A 19,753-nucleotide genomic window follows, 5' to 3' on the forward strand; every position below is an offset into this window, starting at 1 on the left:
TACGGGGCCTCCCCCCGGGGGGGCCCGGTATCTTTCGACCCCAAAAACCCCAACCCTGATCCCGGGCCGCCCCCCCCCCCCGGGGGGGGGGGGGGGGCCCCCGCGGCCCCCCCCCCGCCCCGATGTCATCGGAACTTCATCTGAAGCGGCGGAGCCGGAGGCTGTTGCTCACCACGAACACCGAGGAGAACGCCATCGCGGCTCCGGCGATCATCGGGTTGAGCAGTCCGAGCGCGGCCAGTGGCAGCGCGGCCACGTTGTAGGCGAACGCCCAGAACAGGTTCCCCTTGATCGTCGCCAGTGTACGGCGCGACAGCCGGATCGCCTCGGCCGCGGCCCGGAGATCCCCCCTGACCAGGGTCAGGTCGGCGGCCTCGATCGCCGCGTCGGTCCCGGTGCCCATCGCCAGGCCCAGGTCGGCCTGGGCGAGCGCGGCGGCGTCGTTGACCCCGTCGCCGACCATGGCCACCGAGCGGCCCTCGGCCTGCAGCCGCCTGACCACCTCGACCTTGCCCTCGGGCAGCACCTCGGCGATCACCTCGTCGATGCCGACCTCGGCGGCGACCGCGCGGGCCGCGGCCTCGTTGTCTCCGGTCAGCAGCACCGGGGTCAGGCCGAGGCCGCGCAGCCGCTCGATCGCCTCGGCGCTGGTCGGCTTGACGGTGTCGGCCACGACGAGGACCGCGCGGGCCCTGCCGTCCCAGCCGACCGCGACGGCCGTACGGCCCGCGGCGTGCGCCGCCTCCACCGCCCGCTCCAGCTCGGCGGGCAGGTGCTGAGCCCAGTCGGCCAGCAGCCTGGGCCTGCCGACGACCACGGCGTGGCCGTCCACGACGCCCTGGACACCGAGTCCCTCGACGTTGGCGAAGTCCTCGGGCGTGGGCAGCTCGCCCACCCGTTCGGCGGCGGCGCGGGCGACGGCCCTGGCGATGGGGTGCTCGGAGGCGTGTTCGAGGGCTCCGGCCAGGCGCAGCACCTCGTCACGGTCCTCGCCCTCGGCCGGGTGCACGTCGGTGAGGGTCATCCGGCCCTCGGTGACGGTGCCGGTCTTGTCGAGCACCACGGTGTCGACCGTACGGGTCGACTCCAGGACCTCGGGGCCCCTGATCAGGATGCCGAGCTGGGCGCCGCGTCCCGTGCCGACCAGCAGGGCGGTCGGGGTCGCCAGGCCGAGCGCGCAGGGGCAGGCGATGATCAGCACCGCGACCGCCGCGGTGAAGGCGGCCGAGGCGCCGCCCCCGGTGCCGAGCCAGAAGCCGAGCGTGGCCACGGCCAGCGCGATCACGATCGGCACGAAGATCCCGGAGACGCGGTCGGCCAGGCGCTGCACCTGCGCCTTGCCGGTCTGGGCCTCCTCGACGAGCTTGGCCATCCGGGCCAGCTGGGTGTCGGCGCCGACACGGGTGGCGCGGACCAGCAGCCGGCCGCCCGCGTTGACGGTCGCGCCGGTCACCGCGTCGCCGGGCCGCACCTCGACCGGGACGGACTCGCCGGTCAGCATCGAGGCGTCGACCGCGGAGGAGCCGTCCTCGACCACGCCGTCGGTGGCGATCTTCTCGCCGGGCCGTACGACGAACAGGTCGCCGACGGCGAGCTGGTCGGCGGGAACACGGACCTCGCGTCCCTCACGCAGCACGGCCACGTCCTTGGCGCCGAGTTCGAGCAGGGCCCGGAGCGCGGCGCCGGCGCGGCGCTTGGAACGGGCCTCGAAGTAGCGGCCCGCGAGGATGAACGCCGTCACCCCCGCCGCGGCCTCCAGGTAGATGTTGCCCGACCCGTCGGTGCGCTCGATGGTGAACGCGAACGGGTGGGTCATGCCGGTGGTGCCCGCGCTGCCGAAGAACAGCGCCCACAACGACCAGCCGAAGGCCGCCAGGGTGCCGATGGAGACCAGGGTGTCCATGGTCGCCGTGCCGTGGCGCAGGTTGGTCCAGGCGGCCCGGTGGAAGGGCCAGCCCGCGTAGACCACGACCGGCGCGGTCAGCGTGAGCGAGAGCCACTGCCAGTTCGGGAACTGCAGCGCGGGGACCATCGCCATCGCGATCACCGGTACGGCGAGCGCCACGGAGGTGATCAGGCGGTCACGCAGCGGCCGAAGCTCCTCGGCCGCCTCCGCCTCCTCGTCCCGGCTCTCGCCCGCCGACGGCGCGGCGGGCGGGTCGGGCAGCTTGGCGGTGTAGCCCGCCTTGGCCACTTCGGCGACCAGGTCCTCGGGACTGATGTCCCCGGAGTAGGTCACCTTGGCCTTCTCGGTCGCGTAGTTGACCGTCGCGGTCACGCCGTCGAGCTTGTTCAGCTTGCGTTCGATGCGGTTGGCGCAGGAAGCGCACGTCATGCCGCCGATCGAGAGTTCGACCGCGCCGCCGGAAGCCGGGGCCCTGTCATCGGTGAGGGGGGACATCGTCTCTCCTTTCTCGGTTCTCGGTTCGCGCCCTCGTCAGTGGGCGTGTCCTCCGTGGCCGCCGTGTCCGGCCTGCTCGCCGGTCCCCGAGGCCGGGGCGGCGGCCTGGCCGGTGCGCACGGTGAAGCTCGCGGTGCGCACGACCCCTCCGTGCTGGAAGTCTAGGAAGAGCCGGTAGGCGCCACGGCTGGGCACCTCGGTGTAGAAGGTGATCCCGGGGCCCGCGGCGGTCCTGCCGTCACCGGGCTCCCCATCGGGGTGAACGTGCAGGTAGGCCAGGTCCCCGTCGCGCAGCGCGACCAGGTGGCCGTAGGCGCCCAGGTAGGGCTGCAGGTCGGTGACGGGCCTGCCGTCCTTGGCGACGCTCAGGGTGAGCTTGCTCAACGCGCCGGGGGTCAGGTCGCCGTCGAGAGTGACGGTGTAGCCGTCCACGGTGGTCGTACGGCTCGCCGCGGGCAGCGCCGCAGGCCTGTAGTCACCGGGGGCCAGCAGGTCGACGCCCAGGGTCAGCGCGTCGCCGCCCTCGGGGGCGAAGTCGGCGAACGCCCGGTAGGCGCCCGCGGCGGGCAGCGTCAGCGGCACCGACCACTCGCCGCCCCCGGCCTCCCGGGGATGCAGGTGCCAGAAACCGCCGAGGTCGCGCGAGACGACGATGAAGTGCAGCTTCTTGTCGTGCTGGACCTGGTATCCGGTGACGGGCCTGCCGTCGGGGCCGGTGACGGTGAAACGGAAGTCCGTCTCCTGGCCGGGCTCGACGGTGGTGGTCCGCGGAGTCAGGGTGTAGCCGTTGTTCGACACTTGAAGTCCTTCCGGTACGGACGTCTCGCCGGGGGCGGGTGAGGCGGTCGTGTGGGGTGTGGCCTGGGGGGTGAGGCCGGCGGTGTCCGCCGCCCTGCCCGCGCCGAGGGCTCCGCCGAAGAGAACGGCGAGGCCGAGAAGGTAGGCCCCCAGCCTGGCTGGGGTGTTCATGCCGGATCGACCACTTCGTATCCGGCGGTCCGCACCGCGGCCCTGACCGCGTCGTCGCTGACCGGGCCCTGTCCGCTCACCGTCACCAGGCCGGTCGCCAGGTCCACCTCGACGCCGGTGACGCCGGGGACCTCGCCGACCTCCTCCTTGACGGAGCTGACGCAGTGGCCGCAGGTCATGCCCTTGACGGTGTATGTGGTGGTGCTCATCGTCTTCTCTTTCCGTTCTTCTCTCGTGTGCCCGGTCAGGACCTGACCAGGCGCGCGATGGCGTCGGTGGCTTCCTTGACCTTGCTGTCGGCCTCGGCCCCGCCCTTGGCGGCCGCGTCGGCCACGCAGTGGGCCATGTGCTCCTCCAACAGGGACAGGGCGAAGGATCTCAGCGCGTGGTCGGCCGCGGACACCTGGGTGAGGATGTCGATGCAGTACTTGTCCTCGTCGACCATCCGCTGCAGGCCGCGGACCTGGCCCTCGATCCTGCGCAGCCGCCGGAGGTGGTCCTCCCTGTTCGCGGTGTAGCCGCTCATCTCCCTCTCCTCTCCGGTGGTCGCTTCACCCTTCACAACACGGTACCCCCCTACCGTATTCCGGACTCTCGGGATTCCGGTTCCCGGTTGATACCCTGGGGGGGTACTGGAATGACCATAACATACCCCCACGGGGTTGCCTCCCTCAAGGTGTGCGCCCCTCGTCGTGTCGATCGCGGAGAGTGGCCGGTTCATTACTCATTGTTATTACATTGTTTGGAGTAATGGCACGGAATCGATGCCTTTGCCTCTCTGGGGTGACCCTTTCAAGGTCTTTCTCATTAGCGTGGTCTTTAAGTCCACGCCGTGTCGGCGTCTTTTTGAGATGCCTGAACGGTGTTCCCGGCGACCTGGGACCACCAGGGCGCATCCATCACGACATGGAGTGATCACTCATGGTCAAGCAGATTCTCGCGGCCGGTGCGATGGTGGCTTCCGCTCTCGCCGCCCCCGTGACGATGCCGGCTGAGATCGCCAACGCCTCGACGGCGCCTCAGGCCCTGTCGGCCGGTTCCGTGCACCTCACCCAGAGCAGCCTCGTCCTGCGGCCCTGCCGTCACGGCCGATGCCACCGCGGTGGCGGAGGCGGCGGCGGCGGAGGCGGCGGAGGCGGTGGCGGTGGCGGAGGTGGCGGCGGCGGTAACCACAGCGGCGGCGGAGGCGGCGGAGGCGGCGGAGGCGGCGGTGGCGGCGGCGGTGGTGGCGGCGGTGGAGGTGGAGGTGGCGGAGGTGGCGGCGGCTGATCCCGCCCGAACTCTCCGCACATCCCGGATGTCCCTCCGGCCGGTCGAGGCCACACGGCCGCCCGCCGGGCAGGGGGACGGCCTCCAGGCCGTACGCCATCCGTTCTCCGGGGGGCGTCTCCGGCGTCAAGGAGAATTCCCTCTTGGCGCCGGGGACGGTCTTCGCCGCCTTTCCGATGCTGTGAGAAACCGATGAGGTGAAAGGCCGATTCCAACCGAAACAATGGAATTCCGATGACCGGCCGCGGGTTTCCCGGCGGCCGGTTTCCGGGCCGGGAGGGAGGCGCCGAGGGGTTTTCGCCGGGCCGTACGGTGGGAGGCTCATCGGCGTGGACGACATATGGGATCTTGTGGTCGTCGGCGGTGGTCCCGCCGGATCCGCCGCCGCCCTGCGGGCCAGGCAACTCCGTCCTGACGCCCGGGTGCTGCTGCTCGACAAGGCCGACTTCCCCCGCGACAAGGCGTGCGGCGACGGCATCGCCGCCCACGGGCACGACGAACTCGCCCTGCTGGGCCTGCCGGACCTGATCGCCGACCATCGGCCGACGCGACGCCTGTCGATCGTCTCGCCCGGGGGAGCGCGGGTCGACGCCACGGTCGCCAGAGCGAACCACGTCGTCCCCCGCGCGGTCTTCGACGCCCGCCTGGTGGAGGCCGCCAGGGAACGGGGCGTGGAGGTCCGGCGCCACCGGGTCCGCGCCCTGGCCGTACGGCACGGGCACGTCGTCCTCGACGGCACCGTGACGGCCCGTGCCGTCGTCGGCGCCGACGGGGCCAACTCCGTCGTACGGCGCCTCATCGGCATGCCTGCCTCCCCGGGCAGGCACACCGCGATCGCCGTGCGCGGTTACGCGGACGTGCCCCTGGACGACGACGTCCAGCGCATCGTCATGCAGGGGGAGGGATGGCCCGCCTACGCCTGGTCGTTCCCCGTCGGGGACGGCAGCGCCAACGTCGGCTTCGGGATGCTGCTTCCCCGGCTGCGGGCGACCGGCCTGCCCGGACGCCGGGTCCTGCACGACAGGCTCGCCGAACTGCTGCCCCACCTGCCCGCCCGCGACCTGCGGGCCCACCACCTCCCCCTGTCCCCGGGCAGGCCGGGGGCCGGGGTGGGCAGGGTGATGCTCGCCGGCGACGCGGCCGGGCTGATCAACCCGCTGACCGGGGAGGGCATCTACTACGCCCTGCTGTCGGGCAGGCTCGCGGGCGAGGCCGCGACGCAGGCGCCGGACGACCCGCTGCCCCGGTACCGGGGAGAACTGGGCAGGGCGCTCGGGCGGCATCTGAGGACCACCGACGCGCTCGCCCTGGCCGCCCGTTCCCCCCGGTTCATCGACGCCGCGATCGGTGTCGCCGCCCGGCGGCGGGAGGTGTTCGACCTGCTGGTCGAGGTGGGGCTCGGGGCGGGGACCGTACCGCCCTCCCTGCTCTTCGCCGTGGCCTGCCGCTGGCTCGGCGAAGCCGTACGAGGAGCCTGAACTTCCGGGACTGTTGCCTTGATCACTCTTATGGTAAAGAAGGTTTCCAGTAAGGCGCCTCGACCTCCCCCCATCGAAAGGCCCCCTATGCGACTGCGTTCGCGTGTCCTGAGCATGATCGTGGCGTTAACGGCGGCGATGGCCACCGCCGCCCCCGCCCTGGCGGACGGGCCGACCGGCGACATCGTCTACGCCACCCGTAACGGCGGCAAGGTCGTCGCCCTCACCTTCGACGACGGCCCCTCTCCCGACTGGACCCCCAAGGTCCTCGACCTGCTGCGGAGCAGGCAGATCCGCGCCACCTTCTGCCTGCTCGGAAACCAGGTCAAGGCGCACCCCGAGCTGGTGCGCCGCATCGTCGCCGACGGCCACGCCGTCTGCAACCACACCGTCAACCACGACTCGCTCGCCGGCTGGACCCCCGAGGCGATCCGCGCCGACCTGACCGCGACCAACGACGCGATCCGCACGGCGGCGGGCGACCCCAACCTGCCCATCAGGTACTTCAGGGCCCCCTACGCCGCCTGGGGTGCCTCGCCGCAGGTCGCGGCCTCCCTCGGCATGTCGGCCCTGGCCTGGACGATGGACCCCTCCGACTGGGACGGTTCCCCGGCGGACGTGCTCGTCCAGCGGCTGAGCTCGCAGATCTACCCGACGGCCGTCTCGCTCTCCCACGACGGCGGCGGCGACCGCTCGGCGACCGTGGCCGCCTACGGGCAGCTGATCCCGCAGTGGCAGCAGGCCGGCTGGGGGTTCGAGCTGCCCGCGACCACCGGCGGGCCGTACCCGCCCGCGTGCACCTCGCCCGTCTGGCGTGGCCGTGACAGCTACAGCCAGGGCGACAGGGTCTCCCGCAAGGGGCACATCTACCAGGCCCGGTGGTGGACCCGGCTTGAGGACCCGGCCAACGCCTGGTGGGTGTGGGCCGACCTCGGCGCCTGCTGATCCCGGACGGCCCCCGAAGGCCGGGCGAACCGTGCGGCGTCGTGCTGGCAAGGTCCGTGGCGCCCGAGTCTGAAGGGGGCCGTTCTCCCGGTCCGGCCTGGACGGCGTGTCAGCAGGTGGCGGCGGCTCCGGCGCGCTCCTGGGCGAGGCTCTCCGCCGGCGACCGCCCCCTGGTACGGCCGAGCTCGGGCAGGAGGGACACCACCCCGAGCACGGCCAGCCCGGCGCCCAGCCAGAGGGGGGCGCGCAGCCCGAAGCCGTCGATGACCAGCCCACCGGCCGAGGAGCCGATGATCACCCCGAGGGTGATGAAGGAGGCGTGGACGGTGTTGACCAGCGGCCCAGGGTTGCCCACCCGCTGGACGCGTACGGCCATCGCCGGGTTCATGGTCACTCCGACCAGCCCGACGCCCAGCATGGCGATCACCGCGGGAACGCTGAGGTGGGCGAACGCCGCGAACCCGGCCAGGAAGACCGTGTTGAGAACCAGCCCGGACAGCAGGACGCCGACGGTGTGCCTGTCGGCCAGGCGCCCGACGACGTGATTGCCGGCCACGGTGGCCGCGCCGTACGCGACGAGCAGGAGGGGAACGGTCTCCGAGGCGAACCCGGTGACCTGGGTGAGGATCGGGCTGAGATAGCTGAAGGCGGCGAAGGTCGCGCCGATGATGAGGGTGCTGGTCGACAGCGCCAGCCACAGCCGGCCGTTCCTGAAGACCGCCATCTCCCGCCTGAGACCGCCACCGTCGGCACGCCCGAGCCGGGGGACGCCCGCCGTCGTGGCGAGCGCGGCGACGACGGTCAGGGCGCCGACGGCCCAGAAGGCGGCGCGCCAGCCGAGCCGCCCGCCGATCAGCGTGGACAGCGGCAGCCCGAGCAGGGTGCCGAGCATCAACCCGTTCAGGACGACGGCGAGGGCACGGCCGCGCACCTCCGGGCGGCTCAGCCGGACCGCGACCGAGATGGCGACCCCGAAGAAGGCCTGGGAGGCGACACCGGTGACGACACGCGCGACGATCATGATCGGGTAGGAGGGCGCGACGGCCGCGAGCACGTTGCCCGCCAGAAAGACGGCGAACAGCAGTATGAGCGCGGGTTTCGGGCGTATCCGTACCAGTGCGACGGTCATCAGCGGTCCGCCGACCGACATGGCCACCGCGAAGGCGGTGATCAGATAGCCGATCTGGGAGATGGTCACGCCGAGTCCGCCCGCCATCTCGGGCATCAGGCCTCCGACGGCGAACTCGCTGGTCACCATGGCGAAGATGCCGATGGCCAGGACGTAGACGGCTCTGGGCAAGGGGAGCTCCTTTTTGCACCGATCGGTGTAGAACTTGGGCGTGAAAAAGCAGGGGTCAGGCCAGGGCGTCCATGGCCGTGGCCGCGATGGCCGCGACGGTGGCGTCGTCGGCGCCCCCCTGGGCGGCCACCCGGATCCCGGCGATCACGGCGTTGACGAACCTGGCGAGTTCGGCGGGGTCGCGGGTGGAGCCGATGTCGCCCGCGCGCTGCCCGCTCTCGATGACGGCGCTCAGGTCGGCGATCCGCCGTTCGGTGTCGCGGCCGAGCATCAGGGCGATCTCCGGGTCGCGGCCTGCGAGCTCCATCGTGGTGTTGACGGTCAGGCAGCCGAGGCCGTGGCCGTCGCGCCGGTTCTCCGCCTCCGTCCTGAGGATCCCGGCGAACAGCGCGCGGATCCGCTCGATCGCCGGCAGTTCGTGACTGTCGAGAATCCGCAGTTGGTCGGCGGTGGTGGCGTCCATGTAACGGGTCAGCGCGCGCTTGAACAGCTCACGCTTGTTGACGAAGGCGTTGTACACGCTGCTGCGGTCCAGGCCGAGCGCTTCGCACAGGTCTCTGGTCGAGGTCGACTCGTAGCCGTTCGCCCAGAACGTGCGCATCGCGGTGTCCAGGACCCGGTCCTCGTCGAATGATCTCGGCCTCGCCATGAGAGCACGCTACCCGTTTTGCATCGGTCGGTGCAATATGGGGTGGGGTGTCCCCGTTCGTGCCGGTCAGGGGAGGGGCGGCGAGCGCCCCTCCCCGGAGGGTCAGGAGAAGTTCGGCTCGGGAACCGGCAGGGTCACCCTGCCGGGGCCGCGCCAGGGGCCCAGTTCCTTGGGCACGTCACCGATGTGCAGCGCGCCGATCGCCAGCGGGAGCACCACCTTGCTCCTGGCCAGGTCGACGGTGACAACCGCCCCGGTCGGGCTCTCCGAGCTGTAGGTGGCGTCCGTGCCCGCGATCACGAAGCCCAGCCGGTGGCCCTTCTTGAAGGTGTACTCCTGCGGCAGGGTCTCCCAGCGGACCCTGCCGTACGTGCCGGGCGGCAGGGGAGTGGGCGCGCTGAGGGAGTCGCGGTTCTGCACGTCGATCCAGCCGCGGGCGACGATCTCCAGCGGGCGGGTGGCCAGGTTGGTGGCGACCTTCCGGTAGCAGGCGTCGTCGGCGGCCGTGCTCTCGCCGTGGCAGCTCTCCTCGGGAAGGGTGGAGATGCCCTGGCCACGGCGCCAGTCGACCCGGGTGTCCTCCCCGAAGTCGGCCAGGAGCGCGGTCAGGTTCGAGGTCGGCCGGTCGAGCGCTACCCGCAGGTCGACGACGGGCGTCCCGGACAGGCGCAGGTCCAGGGGCAGGCTCCCGGTGGTGAAGGCCACCCTGCCCGATGCCCCGGTGCCGACGTCGGCGACCATCGTCTCCTCGGACTGGCGCAGGTCGGTGAAGGAGGCCGTCTGCCCCCTGCGCGCCGGGACGAGGCCGAGCGAGCCGTCGGCCGCCGGATGGAAGGGGACCTTGAGGGACAACGGCTCCGGCCAGTCACGCTGGGTGACCCAGCGATCGACGCCGACCTGCACGTCGGCGCGGGGACGGCGCATGACGCCGTTGTCCACGCCGAGCAGCCAGTGGTCGAACCACTGGTGCAGGGTGTCGACCCAGACGTCACGGCGCCCGGCGAAGTCGAAGGGGTCGACGTGCTGGTACTGCCCGACCCAGATCTTGCGGGGCACGTTCCGCGCCGCGAGGGCCCGCCACCAGGTGGAGAAGTTGTCCGGCCTGACGTTGAGGTCGTTGACGGTGTGCACGGCGAAGACGCTGGCGCGCACCTTGGAGACGTCGGCGAGGGAGCCCGCGAGATAGTCGCGCTCGGCCCAGAAGGGGTTGTAGTCGCCGGTCGCGTCGCCGTCCTCGGCGTCCATCCGCGCCCGAGCCGCGGCGCACTTGGCGTCCGGGTCGGTGTCGACGTAGGAGGCCAGCCAGGACATGTAGTCGTAGTTGTAGACCACCCCGTTGGATCGCTGGTACCTGTACCAGGAGCTGATCGCCGAGATCGGGACGATGGTCTCCAGCCCCCGGACCCCGGTCGCCGCGACGGCGTTGGCCAGTGTGCCGTCGTAGGACTTGCCGATCATCCCGGACTTGCCGGTGGTCCAGTCCGCGGCGACGGGGGTGCCGTCCTCCCGGCGGGCGACGGCGCGGCCGTTCAGCCAGTCCACCACGGCCTTGCCGCCCAGCACGTCGGCCCGGCCGCCGCCGTCGGGGCAGCCGTCGGACCTGGTGGTTCCGTTCATGTCGACGTTGAGGACGGCGTAGCCACGTGGGACGAAGTAGTTGTCATAGAAGAGGGGGAATTTCGTGATATTTCCGGCGGCGTCGTAGACCTTCCGCTCGCCCTCGTTGCCCCGGCCCGCGTTGTCGTAGTACGGGCTCTCGTCGATGATCACCGGGACCTTGAGCCTCGGGCCCGACTCCCTCGGCCTGATGATGTCGACGCGGATGCGGTCGGGGCGGCCGTCGGCGTCGCTGTCGGCACCCGACTCGACGTAGACGTGCTCGCGGACGGCGTCGGCGTAGGAGAAGACCGGCTGGCTCCGCCCCCGCTCGACGGTGATGGCGGGAGAGGTGCCGGTGGGGACGGTCGGGGCCGCGTTGGCGGGCGTGACGCCCGCCGCGACCACCGCCAGGGCGATGAGGACTGCTCGTAACTGTGGCACTGCCTGTGGCACGCGGAGCCTCCGGGGGGTCGAGAGAGACATCCGCAATATCGGTGGCGCCGGGTCGGTTAACAAGATTCCTTTACGGCTTTGACATCACCCTGGTTCTGGTGCGTGACATGTCGTATCCGCCGGCCGTACGGCCGTGCACACCGGGTGACACCGGCCCGCCCCGCGGCGGGCCGGGAAGCCCGCATGGAGCCGGTCGTGACGCCGTCGCCGAGGAGGTTCCCGCGGGGGACGCCACGGTCATCGGGCCGGGCGGCGCGTCCCGAGGGAACGTATCCTCGCGGAATGAAGATCGTACGCGGCACGATCGCCTCCCTGGCCGGTGACGCGGTCTCCCACCACGGCCCCGTGACCCGGCCGCGTCGCCTGGTCAGCAGCCCGCGCTCACGGGTGTGGCGCGCCGACATGGGCGGGACCGCCGTGGTGATCAAGCAGATCGTCGGCGGTGCGGACGCCGACGAGCGCTTCCGCCGCGAGGTGACCGCGCTGCGGCTGGCCGCACGGGCCGATCCGCCCCTGGTGCCCGTACTGTTCGGCGCCGACCCCGGCCACCGGATCATGGTCATGGAGTGGCTCGACTCCGGTGAACCGCCCGCCGACTGGGCGGTCGGCTACGCGACCGCGCTGGCCCGGTTGCACGCGACGACGGACGCCGGTGACGCCGGGGCGCTGCCACGCTGGTCCCCGCCCGGCCCCGGCGTCCTGGACGCCTTCTTCCGGCTGGCTGCTCGGCTCGGCGTCGCGGTCGCGCCGACCGTCAGGGCGGAGCTCGACGGCGTGCTCGACCGGCTGGGGCGGGAGAGGGGCCACGCCCTGCTGCACGGAGACCCCTGTCCAGGTAACGACCTGTACACCGGCGGCGGAACGCGTTTCGTCGACTTCGAGCAGGCCGCCCTGGGGAACGGCCTGCTCGAACTGGCCTATCTGCGCGTCGCCTTCCCGACCTGCTGGTGCGCCACCGCCCTGCCCGGGCCGCTGCTGCGTCGCGCCGAGGAGGCCTATCACGCCGCCTGGAACACCACCACGGGCACCGGGCCCCGGGGCGACCTGGCCGACGCGTGCGTCGGGTGGTTGCTGCGGGGAGACGCACTCGTCGAACGGGCCCGCCGTGACGGGACCGACCACCTGGCCGCGCTCGTCAAGGACGACTGGACCTGGGGTACGGCCACCGCCCGGCAACGGCTGCTCCACCGCCTCGGCGTCGTCGGTGAGGTCACCGCGGACACCGCCCTGGCCGGTGTCGGCGACCTCACGGCGACGATGCGCGACCGCATGCTCGATCGCTGGCCCACGCTGCGGCCGCTCTCCCCTGAGCGCCCGCCGGGGCAGCACGGCCTCCGGAGGCCGAACGTCCTCGACCGCCTCAGGAACCGGTTCTGAGCCGCACCACTGACGCGGCCGGTGAGGAGGCGGGAGCTTCCCGCCCGGTGAACAACCCCGACGTCCGGCCCGCCGGCACGGCGCGGCACCGAACCGGCTCCGCCCGGCCGTACGGGCGGGCGAGACGCGGCTCCTCGGCCAGGGTCACCTGTCAGGGCCCCGGGGGGTGAGATGGCGGGCCAGGGTCTCCAGGGCTGAACGCACTTCGGCCAGGGCGGTGTCGTCGGGGAGGACCTCGGCGAGGGTGGCGTCGACGGAGACGGCGCGCACCTCCTGGACGCGCTCCGACACACGTGGGTGGACCAGGGAACGGCGGCGGTCGCGCGGGTCGGGCTCGGTGACGACCGCTCCCGCCTCGCGCAGCCGGGCGACCGCGGCCGAGACGGCGCTCTGCGGCAGGCCGGTGCGGACGGCGATCTCACCCACCGCGCTACCCGGGTGGTCCCGCAGGTCGTTGACCACGATCAAGACCGTACGGGTGCTCGTCGCGTGGTCGCCGACCCTCTCGGCCGGAAGCGCCCGCTCACCGAGCTTCATCAAGGTACGGCCCAGCACGAACAGCTCGATTCCATTCACCCGGTAGACGATACATCAACCTTGATGCATCAATTTTGATGTATCAAGGTTGATGCTTTATGGTCGACTCCGGGCGAACAAGCCATACGAACCATCCGAAAGGACCCCTCACATGAGCGAGCTGCGTGTTCCCGGCGCCACCCTGCACTACCAGGTGCGTGGAACCGGCCCGATGCTGCTGATCTCGCAAAGCGGCGAGGGCGACGCCGACCGCACCGTCGACCTGGTGGAGCACCTCGCCGACGATTTCACCGTGGTGACCTACGATCGGCGTGGTCTGTCCCGTAGCGCGCTCGACGAACCGGCGCGCGGCGCGACGATGGCCGAGCACGCCGACGACGTGCACCGGCTGCTCGCCGAGCTCACCGACCAGCCCGTCCGGATGCTCGGCTGCAGCCTGGGCGCGGTCATCGGCCTGCACGTGGCGGTCAGGCACCCGGATCAGATCGGCACACTCGTCGCCCACGAGCCGGTCGCGCCCCGTCTGCTCCCAGACGACCGGCGGGCCCGGCACGAGCGCGAACTGGCCGAGGTCCAGGCGCTCTACGAGCGCGAGGGCCTGACCGCCGCGTTCAAGGCCATCGCCGACGTCCTGGGCATCGACCCGGCCAACCCCGACGCCGAGCCCGGCCTCACCCCGCAGCCGATGACACCGAACCGGATCGCCAACTTCGACTACTTCATCCGGCACGACTTCTCGGCCGTCATCACCGACACCCTCCCGGTCGCCCGCATCGCCCACACCCGGACCCGGATCGTCCCGGCCGTCGGAGCCACCACCCCGCACCACGTCTTCGACTACCGGTGCGCCGAGGCGCTGGCCGCCCTCCTCGGCACCCAGGTCGTCCGCTTCCCCGGCGGGCACAACGGCAACACCGCGCACCCCCGCGGCTACGCCACTCTGCTCCGGCGGATCCTCCAGCCCTGACACCCTTCTCCGCACGGCGCCGGCCCGGCATCACCGGTTCGCGTTCACGGCGGACGGCCTCACCCCGCGCGGGACGCTCCAACGCGGCGCCACCGGGGATGACCGTCAGCCCTGGAACGGGTTCACGGTCTCATGTGCGGGGGCGGGGCCCGGGGCCGGTCTGACGGCTCCTGGCGGTCCGGCCCCGGGCGGCGGACCTGCCGACGCTGCGCAGCAGGACGCGCATGGTCCGGTCGAGGACCCTGCGCTCCTCGGCGGTGAGCCCGGACAGCAGCAGGGTGAGGCTGGCCACGTGCTCGGTGAGCGCGGCGTCCGCGGTCTCACGACCCTTCGGGGTGAGCGTGACCCGCACGCTCCTGCGGTCGTCGGGGGCGAGGGCGCGCTCGATCAGCCCCGCCTGTTCGAGCCGGTCGAGCCGGTTGGTCATACCGGCCCGCGAGATCATCAGCGCCGAGGAGAGCTCGGAGGGGGTCAGCGTGTACGGCGGGCCGGAGCGTCTCAGTGAGGCGAGCACGTCGAACTCCCCGCGGCGCATGCCGTACCGGGCGGAGGCCTCCTCGACCGCGGGGACGATGAGGCGGGAAAGCCGGGTGAGCCTGCCGAAGATGCCCATCGCGGCCAGGTCCAGGTCGGGGCGCTCGTGCCGCCACTGGGCGAGGGCGGCGTCCACGGCGTCCCCGCGGCCGCCGTCGTCCCTGCGTGCGCTGCCTTGACTCATGGGGGAATCATATTCGGCCCGTTACATTTGGATGTCAGATTGTTTGACCTGCGGTGAACCGGCTGCCCTGGTTGCTCCACCTCGGACCCGTGTGCCAACCGGTGGGCCACGTCCGGGAAGTGGTGTGTGAACCGTCTTTCCAGTGATCCTGTCTCCGCAGGGCAAACGGAAAGCGTCCGCCGGCGACGGCGCGTGTTCGGGCACACCGCGTCCGCGGACGTAGCCCGGCGCAGGCCTGGGGCGGTCCGCATCGTCCGCCCCGGTGCGGTGGATCGCGGGAGACCCGCCATCGGGGCCGAGTCGCCCGTGCCCGCCTTCGCTCGACGCCGGACCCCGCACCGGCACCGGTCCGGTATCGGACCGGGCGGCAGGTCCAAGGGTGGTTGCCGTGGTGGATCAGGGGACGACGGCGTACTCGGTGAAGTGGCCGCAGGAGACGAAGCCGAGACGGCGGTAGACGGGGGCGCCGTCGGCGGACGCCTGCAGCACCGCGGTCTCGTGGCCCGCGTCGCGGGCGGTGCGCAGGGTGGCCAGGGTGACGGCGCCGCCATAGCCGCGTCGGCGTGCGGTGGCGAGCGTGGCGATGTTGTAGATCCCGGCGACGCCCGCGTACAGGAAGACCTCGGCCGAGCAGACGGGGCGGTCGTCGACGTAGCCGACCAGGTACCGGGCGGGGCAGTCGGCGGCGAGCGCCCATGGGGCGGTGCCGGCGAAGAACCGGCGCACGGTGAAGGCGGGCGGGTCCCAGTTCGCGGCCAGGACCGTGGCGTAGTCGGCGAGCTGGGCGGGGGTGGTCACCAGGCGGATGTCCAGGCCGTCGGCGTGCGCCTCGGGAAGGGGCGCGCGCAGGTCCTTCCACATGCCCGTCTCGGTCTCCGAGGCTGCGAGCCCGGCGGCCTTGAGGTGCCCGGCAAGGTCGGCCGGTGTGGAGGCGGGGCCCACCCACCAGGAGAAGGGGCGGCCGGTGGCGGCCAAGGCGCGGACGGTTTCCGCGGTGCGGGCCGGGGCGGTGGCCGGGGTGAAACGGGCCGCCGCGACGATGTTGAAGGTGTCGTCGTCCAGGCCGCTGTCGGCGATCAGCAGATCGCCCGTCTCGGTGACGGACGCGCCTTCCAGGTTACGGTGCAGGTGGCAGGCGTGCTCGGCGAGGTTCTGCTCCATCGCGAGCGGAAGGCCGGAAGGAGCGCTCTGGTGCTGTGTCATGTTCATCGAACGATCCTGGAGGCAGGCCGTTCTCTCGACAACGCATTTGACCGGGTCCCCGCAGACCCACCGACACCCCGAGAGGAATGACCTTCCGCCTGGGTGCGCCGTCGCCGCGCCTGTCGGTGAACGATCTGATCACGGCATCCCGATGGCGCAGGAAGGACGACCGATGGCGGGCACGCAAGGTCCGCACATGAACCCTCCAGGCCGCTGGCGCGTCCCTCAGGTATGAAGGGATCGCGTTTGACCGTCATCGCGGTGCTCGCGTCGTTGTGCGCCTGCGGTCAGTCGGGTACCGGTTCGGTGATCACCGTGGCCGAGACCGAGACGATCGTGTTGCCGAGGGCTGATCAGCCTAAAGCGCATCGGCCCACCCTGGAGCGGCTCAAGCGAGAGGCGGCGTCGTCGGGCGGAGGTCGTCAAGCGGTACGCGGCCCGGGTGGCGGCCACCTCGTCGCCCAAGCCGACGGACTTCGAGGGACACGACCCCGCGGTGACCGACCCGGACGTGGAGATCGACGGCATTCCCTACGCCGAACTGGTCGACCTCGGGACCATCGCCGAGTCGGAGGGCATCTCCTACGAGGAGGCCATCGACCGTTTCGGCTCGCAGTCGTCCAACAGCCGGGTGATCGGCAGGCTCAATGCGGAGTTCCCCGATGCGATCTCCGGCGTCAGCTACGCCGGCGGCCAGCGGGGACTGCGCGTCGGCTTCAAGGGTCCCATCCCGGATCGCGCGATTGAGCTGGCCAGGACCCTCCCCATGGAGGTCACCTTGATCGGCGGGAAGGGATTCTCGTCCGCGGAGCTCCGGCAGGCCCAGGACACGGTTGCCGCATGGCTCCGATCCCGATCTGAGGTGGCCACGGTGACAGCGCGCTCAGATGACGAGACCGGCCAGGTCAAGGTCACGGTTCAGCCGAAGGCGAGGCCGGACGACGCCGAGGAGTTCAAGCGTGGGCTTCGACTCCCGCGGCCGGACAATCCGCGCATCACCGTCGAGGTCACGCTGATCTCGGCGGGGGAGCGCTGAGGCCGGGACGGTCATCGCTCCCGGACCGTGTAGGTCAGGTGGGTCACTCGCTGCGTCGGCTCCGCGCGGACCTGCTCCAGAGCCACGCGGCCCGCGTCCACGCCCTCGAACAGGCGGATTCCGGAGCCGAACAGCACGGGTGAGAGCGCGATCGAGAACTCGTCGACCAGACCGGCGCTCACGTACTCCAGGATCGTCGCGCCGCCGCCCGCGATGCGGACGTCGCGGTCGCCGGCGGCCTCGCGGGCCCGGCCGAGCGCGGCCTCGACGCCGTCGTTGACGAAGTGGAAGGCGGTCCCACCCGGCCGCTCCCAGGGGTCACGCCTCTCGTGCGTCACGACGAAGACCGGCGTGTGGAACGGCGCCTCCTCCGGCCACATCCGCTCACCGGCGTCGAACATGCGCTTGCCCATCACGCTCGCGCCGGTGCGCTCGAACGCCTCCCGCACGATGTCGTTGTCGCGTCCTTCCTCGCCGCCCTCGCCGAGCTTCAGGTTCTCCCGGAAGAACCGCTGCGGGAAGACCCACCGCTGCAGTTCCATCCACTGCCGCCCCATCAGGTCCCCGACGGACTCGGGCGCGATGAAACCGTCCAGGGACATCGACACGCTGAAGAACACCTTCCCGGCCATCAGCCCTCAGCTCCCTTCCGAAGGATCTCGGTGACGTAGGCGGCCAGGTTGCCCAGGGTCTGCCGGCCGCCCTCGATCGCGTGGTATTTCTCCACGGCTTCGTCGCGCAGCTCCTTGCTGAGGAACACCGTGCGCATCTCGATCCGGGTGGCCGCCCCGTCGGGCGTGAACGCGAGGACCGACTCGAAGGCGTTCGGGTCGCCGCGGTGTTCGCCGTGCAGCAGCGTGATCCCCTCCGGCGGGACGATCTCGGTCCAGGTGATCCACTCCTGGTAGTCCGTTCCGTCCGGGCCGTGCATCACGAAGTCCCACTCCCCGCCGACGCGAAACTCGAAGGACCGGGTGGTGGTGGTGAACCCCTCCGGCCCCCACCACTGCGACAGGTGCCGCACCTCGGTGAAAGCCTCGAACACCAGCTCCCGCGGGGCGTCGACGACCCGGGAGATCACAATCTCGCGGTCGGCCGTCGCGGACCGCTCCGGTGCTCCTTGTCCCGTCTCGCTCATCGGTTACCTCCTTCCTGAATTGCCTGCTTGAGGTCCTGCACATAGGCGTCCAGCCGGTCGAAGCTCTCGTTCCAGAACCGTTCGAACCCGCCGGTCCACTCGTGGACCGGTCGCAGCCCCCGGGCGTCGAGGCCGTACAGGCGCTGTTTGCCCGCCCTGCGATCCCGCACCAGCCCGACCTCCCGGAGCACCCGCAGGTGTTTGGACGCCTGCGGCTGGGTCATCCCCAGCTCCTGGGCCAGCTCGGTCACCGGCCGCTCGCCCGCCCGCAGCAGCGCCAGGATCTCCCGGCGCTGCGGTTCGGCGATCGCGTTGAAGACGTCCGACGTCGTCGCTGCCCGTGCCATGACCATCATCATATGCCTATATCGGCATGCGTTAATCCGGGGGAGGAGGAAGCGCATCGGCCGGTCCGGCCGAGCCGGCGACGTTGCGCCGCCTCGTTGACGAAGGCGTCAGCATCACCGAGGCCGCCCGCGTCCTGAAGATCTCCCGCGGTACGGCCTGCACCGCGCTCGCGCTCAGCCGGTAACCGTGCACGGTGAAGGTCGCCCTTGGCCACCTGGCGGCTGGAAGCACGTTCGGGAAGGCCTCTGCTACCAGGGGTTCCCGTCGCCGCTCCCGTTGTAGTCGTGCGTTGCGTCCCAACCGCCGGTCCCTTGACCGCGGAGCGAACCCTTGCTTTTGGTGGCCACGGCGAACCGTCGCCTGAGAGCCACGTCGGTGATACCCGCCACGCCGTCGAGCGCGACCCTGAGCGAGGGCTCCCGCTTCTCCTGCACGGCGTGCTCGGCCAGCTCCCTGCCGGCGGGAGTGGGACGCAGGGTGAGGCCCAGCCACCCTCGCCCGACCAGGCCTCGACGTACCAGGTCCTCCTCCACGGCCCTCACGCTCTCATGTCCTGCCAGCGCGGCGAGCGCCTTTGGGATGGTGGAGCGCTGCGCGAGAGCGGCCTCCTCCACGGAATCGCCGCTTTCGGCCCCCGCGACGGCGTAGAGCTTGTCGGCGTAGGACAGGCGTAACCGCCCGTCCTTGACGACGGTGAAGAGCGCAGCCAGGGCGACCCTGCGACGGCCACCGCTCAGGTAAGCCACCTCATTGCGATCCACAACGCGCCTCCTTATTTTTGTTCATTAATTTCGTCCCCTCATTATGGATAATTTTTCGGGTGGCCGGTCGGCCCGAGAACGCCGCGTGGAGTCACAGCCGCGCGACGGATGCGTACGTCGCCATGGTGATGGAAAACCCACGGTGGGAGTGGTGCGGCAGGTCTACCGGGAGTATCCGGCGGAGTCACGCACGAGGATTTCGTGCGCGACGTTTCCCAACATCGATTCCCTGCCTGACCCGTTGTGCGAATGCCAGTCCATCCTGGCGCCACGTATGCGCCCCGGCATGCAAGGTATTCGGAGGAACGTCTCATTCCGCGGCGAAAGGCGGAGTCTTTTGCGGGAAGGAACGGCCGGTCCGGTTACCGGCGTAAGGACCGGCTGCGGGATCGGGCGCTGTTCGGGACCGCCCACGTCTGCGGCGTCCGCGCCCCGGAGGTGTGCGGCCTGTACATCGAAGACCTGGTCCTGCGCCCGGACGACGAACACGTCCGCCTCGGACGCGCCTCCACCGGGACCACCCGGTTGTACGCGCTGCCGGACGGCAAGGGCGCCGACACCGCCACCGGACGGGCCGCTGAACGAACCTGCTCATCCGGCGCTCG

Annotated in this window: 20 protein-coding genes; 6 read left to right on the forward strand and 14 right to left on the reverse strand. The window is 71.3% G+C overall.

Features of this window, described 5'->3' with window-relative positions:
- Window positions 1-136: 136 nt before the first annotated feature.
- Genes ABZ463_RS23050 through ABZ463_RS23065 form a run of 4 tightly spaced genes read right to left on the reverse strand, consistent with a single transcriptional unit; the run spans window position 137 to window position 3,896 of the window.
- On the reverse strand, window positions 137-2,401 hold the full coding sequence (locus ABZ463_RS23050) for a heavy metal translocating P-type ATPase (protein WP_352013313.1): 2,265 nt from the start codon (window positions 2,399-2,401) through the stop codon (window positions 137-139).
- A 36-nt stretch (window positions 2,402-2,437) separates the two neighbouring features.
- Complete coding sequence (locus ABZ463_RS23055) at window positions 2,438-3,370, reverse strand: hypothetical protein (protein ID WP_352013314.1); 933 nt, start codon at window positions 3,368-3,370, stop codon at window positions 2,438-2,440.
- Complete coding sequence (locus tag ABZ463_RS23060; RefSeq protein WP_352013315.1) at window positions 3,367-3,579, reverse strand: heavy-metal-associated domain-containing protein; 213 nt, start codon at window positions 3,577-3,579, stop codon at window positions 3,367-3,369. Before ABZ463_RS23060 ends, ABZ463_RS23055 begins: the two co-directional genes overlap by 4 nt.
- A gap of 35 nt (window positions 3,580-3,614) precedes the next feature.
- Window positions 3,615-3,896, reverse strand: coding sequence for a metal-sensitive transcriptional regulator (locus ABZ463_RS23065; RefSeq protein ID WP_352013316.1), 282 nt, complete (start codon window positions 3,894-3,896; stop codon window positions 3,615-3,617).
- 395 nt (window positions 3,897-4,291) lie between these two features.
- Between ABZ463_RS23065 and ABZ463_RS23070 the strand changes: the two genes are divergently transcribed.
- From ABZ463_RS23070 to ABZ463_RS23080, 3 genes are all read left to right on the forward strand, one after another.
- Entirely contained in the window at window positions 4,292-4,639 is a 348-nt protein-coding gene (locus ABZ463_RS23070) for a hypothetical protein (RefSeq protein WP_362778762.1), read from the forward strand.
- Between the two features lie 329 nt (window positions 4,640-4,968).
- The gene (locus ABZ463_RS23075; protein WP_362778764.1) at window positions 4,969-6,117 is read left to right on the forward strand and encodes an NAD(P)/FAD-dependent oxidoreductase; all 1,149 of its coding nucleotides are present in this window, start codon (window positions 4,969-4,971) and stop codon (window positions 6,115-6,117) included.
- A gap of 114 nt (window positions 6,118-6,231) precedes the next feature.
- Window positions 6,232-7,062: a polysaccharide deacetylase family protein gene (locus ABZ463_RS23080; protein WP_362778767.1), complete on the forward strand. Its 831-nt coding sequence runs from the start codon at window positions 6,232-6,234 to the stop codon at window positions 7,060-7,062.
- 109 nt (window positions 7,063-7,171) lie between these two features.
- On the opposite strand, the gene ABZ463_RS23085 is transcribed toward ABZ463_RS23080, so the two are convergent.
- The 3 genes from ABZ463_RS23085 to ABZ463_RS23095 all read right to left on the reverse strand — a co-directional run bounded on the left by ABZ463_RS23085 (window position 7,172) and on the right by ABZ463_RS23095 (window position 11,063).
- On the reverse strand, window positions 7,172-8,362 hold the full coding sequence (locus tag ABZ463_RS23085; RefSeq protein ID WP_362778770.1) for an MFS transporter: 1,191 nt from the start codon (window positions 8,360-8,362) through the stop codon (window positions 7,172-7,174).
- Between the two features lie 55 nt (window positions 8,363-8,417).
- The gene (locus ABZ463_RS23090; RefSeq protein ID WP_352013321.1) at window positions 8,418-9,011 is read right to left on the reverse strand and encodes a helix-turn-helix domain-containing protein; all 594 of its coding nucleotides are present in this window, start codon (window positions 9,009-9,011) and stop codon (window positions 8,418-8,420) included.
- Window positions 9,012-9,113: 102 nt separating this feature from the next.
- The gene (locus ABZ463_RS23095) at window positions 9,114-11,063 is read right to left on the reverse strand and encodes a Xaa-Pro dipeptidyl-peptidase (RefSeq protein ID WP_362778772.1); all 1,950 of its coding nucleotides are present in this window, start codon (window positions 11,061-11,063) and stop codon (window positions 9,114-9,116) included.
- Window positions 11,064-11,345: 282 nt separating this feature from the next.
- Between ABZ463_RS23095 and ABZ463_RS23100 the strand changes: the two genes are divergently transcribed.
- Window positions 11,346-12,440, forward strand: a complete 1,095-nt coding sequence (locus ABZ463_RS23100) for an aminoglycoside phosphotransferase family protein (RefSeq protein WP_362778775.1) — start codon at window positions 11,346-11,348, stop codon at window positions 12,438-12,440.
- Between the two features lie 144 nt (window positions 12,441-12,584).
- On the opposite strand, the gene ABZ463_RS23105 is transcribed toward ABZ463_RS23100, so the two are convergent.
- Complete coding sequence (locus ABZ463_RS23105; RefSeq protein WP_362778777.1) at window positions 12,585-13,016, reverse strand: helix-turn-helix domain-containing protein; 432 nt, start codon at window positions 13,014-13,016, stop codon at window positions 12,585-12,587.
- 112 nt (window positions 13,017-13,128) lie between these two features.
- Here ABZ463_RS23105 and ABZ463_RS23110 point away from each other — a divergent pair, with 112 nt between their 5' ends.
- On the forward strand, window positions 13,129-13,944 hold the full coding sequence (locus ABZ463_RS23110; RefSeq protein ID WP_362778779.1) for an alpha/beta hydrolase: 816 nt from the start codon (window positions 13,129-13,131) through the stop codon (window positions 13,942-13,944).
- A gap of 130 nt (window positions 13,945-14,074) precedes the next feature.
- Here the strand turns inward: ABZ463_RS23110 and ABZ463_RS23115 are convergent, their stop codons facing one another.
- Complete coding sequence (locus tag ABZ463_RS23115) at window positions 14,075-14,662, reverse strand: MarR family transcriptional regulator (RefSeq protein ID WP_362778781.1); 588 nt, start codon at window positions 14,660-14,662, stop codon at window positions 14,075-14,077.
- A gap of 396 nt (window positions 14,663-15,058) precedes the next feature.
- Window positions 15,059-15,871: a GNAT family N-acetyltransferase gene (locus ABZ463_RS23120; RefSeq protein WP_362778783.1), complete on the reverse strand. Its 813-nt coding sequence runs from the start codon at window positions 15,869-15,871 to the stop codon at window positions 15,059-15,061.
- Window positions 15,872-16,307: 436 nt separating this feature from the next.
- Between ABZ463_RS23120 and ABZ463_RS23125 the strand changes: the two genes are divergently transcribed.
- Window positions 16,308-16,901, forward strand: a complete 594-nt coding sequence (locus tag ABZ463_RS23125) for a hypothetical protein (RefSeq protein ID WP_362778785.1) — start codon at window positions 16,308-16,310, stop codon at window positions 16,899-16,901.
- Between the two features lie 11 nt (window positions 16,902-16,912).
- Here the strand turns inward: ABZ463_RS23125 and ABZ463_RS23130 are convergent, their stop codons facing one another.
- From ABZ463_RS23130 to ABZ463_RS23145, 4 genes are all read right to left on the reverse strand, one after another.
- Window positions 16,913-17,533 carry a dihydrofolate reductase family protein gene (locus ABZ463_RS23130; protein ID WP_362778787.1) on the reverse strand — a complete coding sequence of 207 codons (621 nt, stop codon included), beginning with the start codon at window positions 17,531-17,533 and terminating at the stop codon, window positions 16,913-16,915.
- Complete coding sequence (locus ABZ463_RS23135) at window positions 17,533-18,039, reverse strand: SRPBCC family protein (RefSeq protein ID WP_362778790.1); 507 nt, start codon at window positions 18,037-18,039, stop codon at window positions 17,533-17,535. Before ABZ463_RS23135 ends, ABZ463_RS23130 begins: the two co-directional genes overlap by 1 nt.
- On the reverse strand, window positions 18,036-18,386 hold the full coding sequence (locus tag ABZ463_RS23140; protein ID WP_362778792.1) for a metalloregulator ArsR/SmtB family transcription factor: 351 nt from the start codon (window positions 18,384-18,386) through the stop codon (window positions 18,036-18,038). The genes ABZ463_RS23135 and ABZ463_RS23140 overlap by 4 nt, the downstream gene beginning before the upstream one ends.
- 249 nt (window positions 18,387-18,635) lie before the next feature.
- Window positions 18,636-19,148 carry a TIGR04222 domain-containing membrane protein gene (locus tag ABZ463_RS23145; RefSeq protein WP_362778794.1) on the reverse strand — a complete coding sequence of 171 codons (513 nt, stop codon included), beginning with the start codon at window positions 19,146-19,148 and terminating at the stop codon, window positions 18,636-18,638.
- Between the last annotated feature and the right edge of the window lie 605 nt (window positions 19,149-19,753).

Source organism: Streptosporangium sp. NPDC020145 (genome assembly GCF_040631275.1).
Taxonomy (GTDB): Bacteria; Actinomycetota; Actinomycetes; order Streptosporangiales; family Streptosporangiaceae; genus Streptosporangium.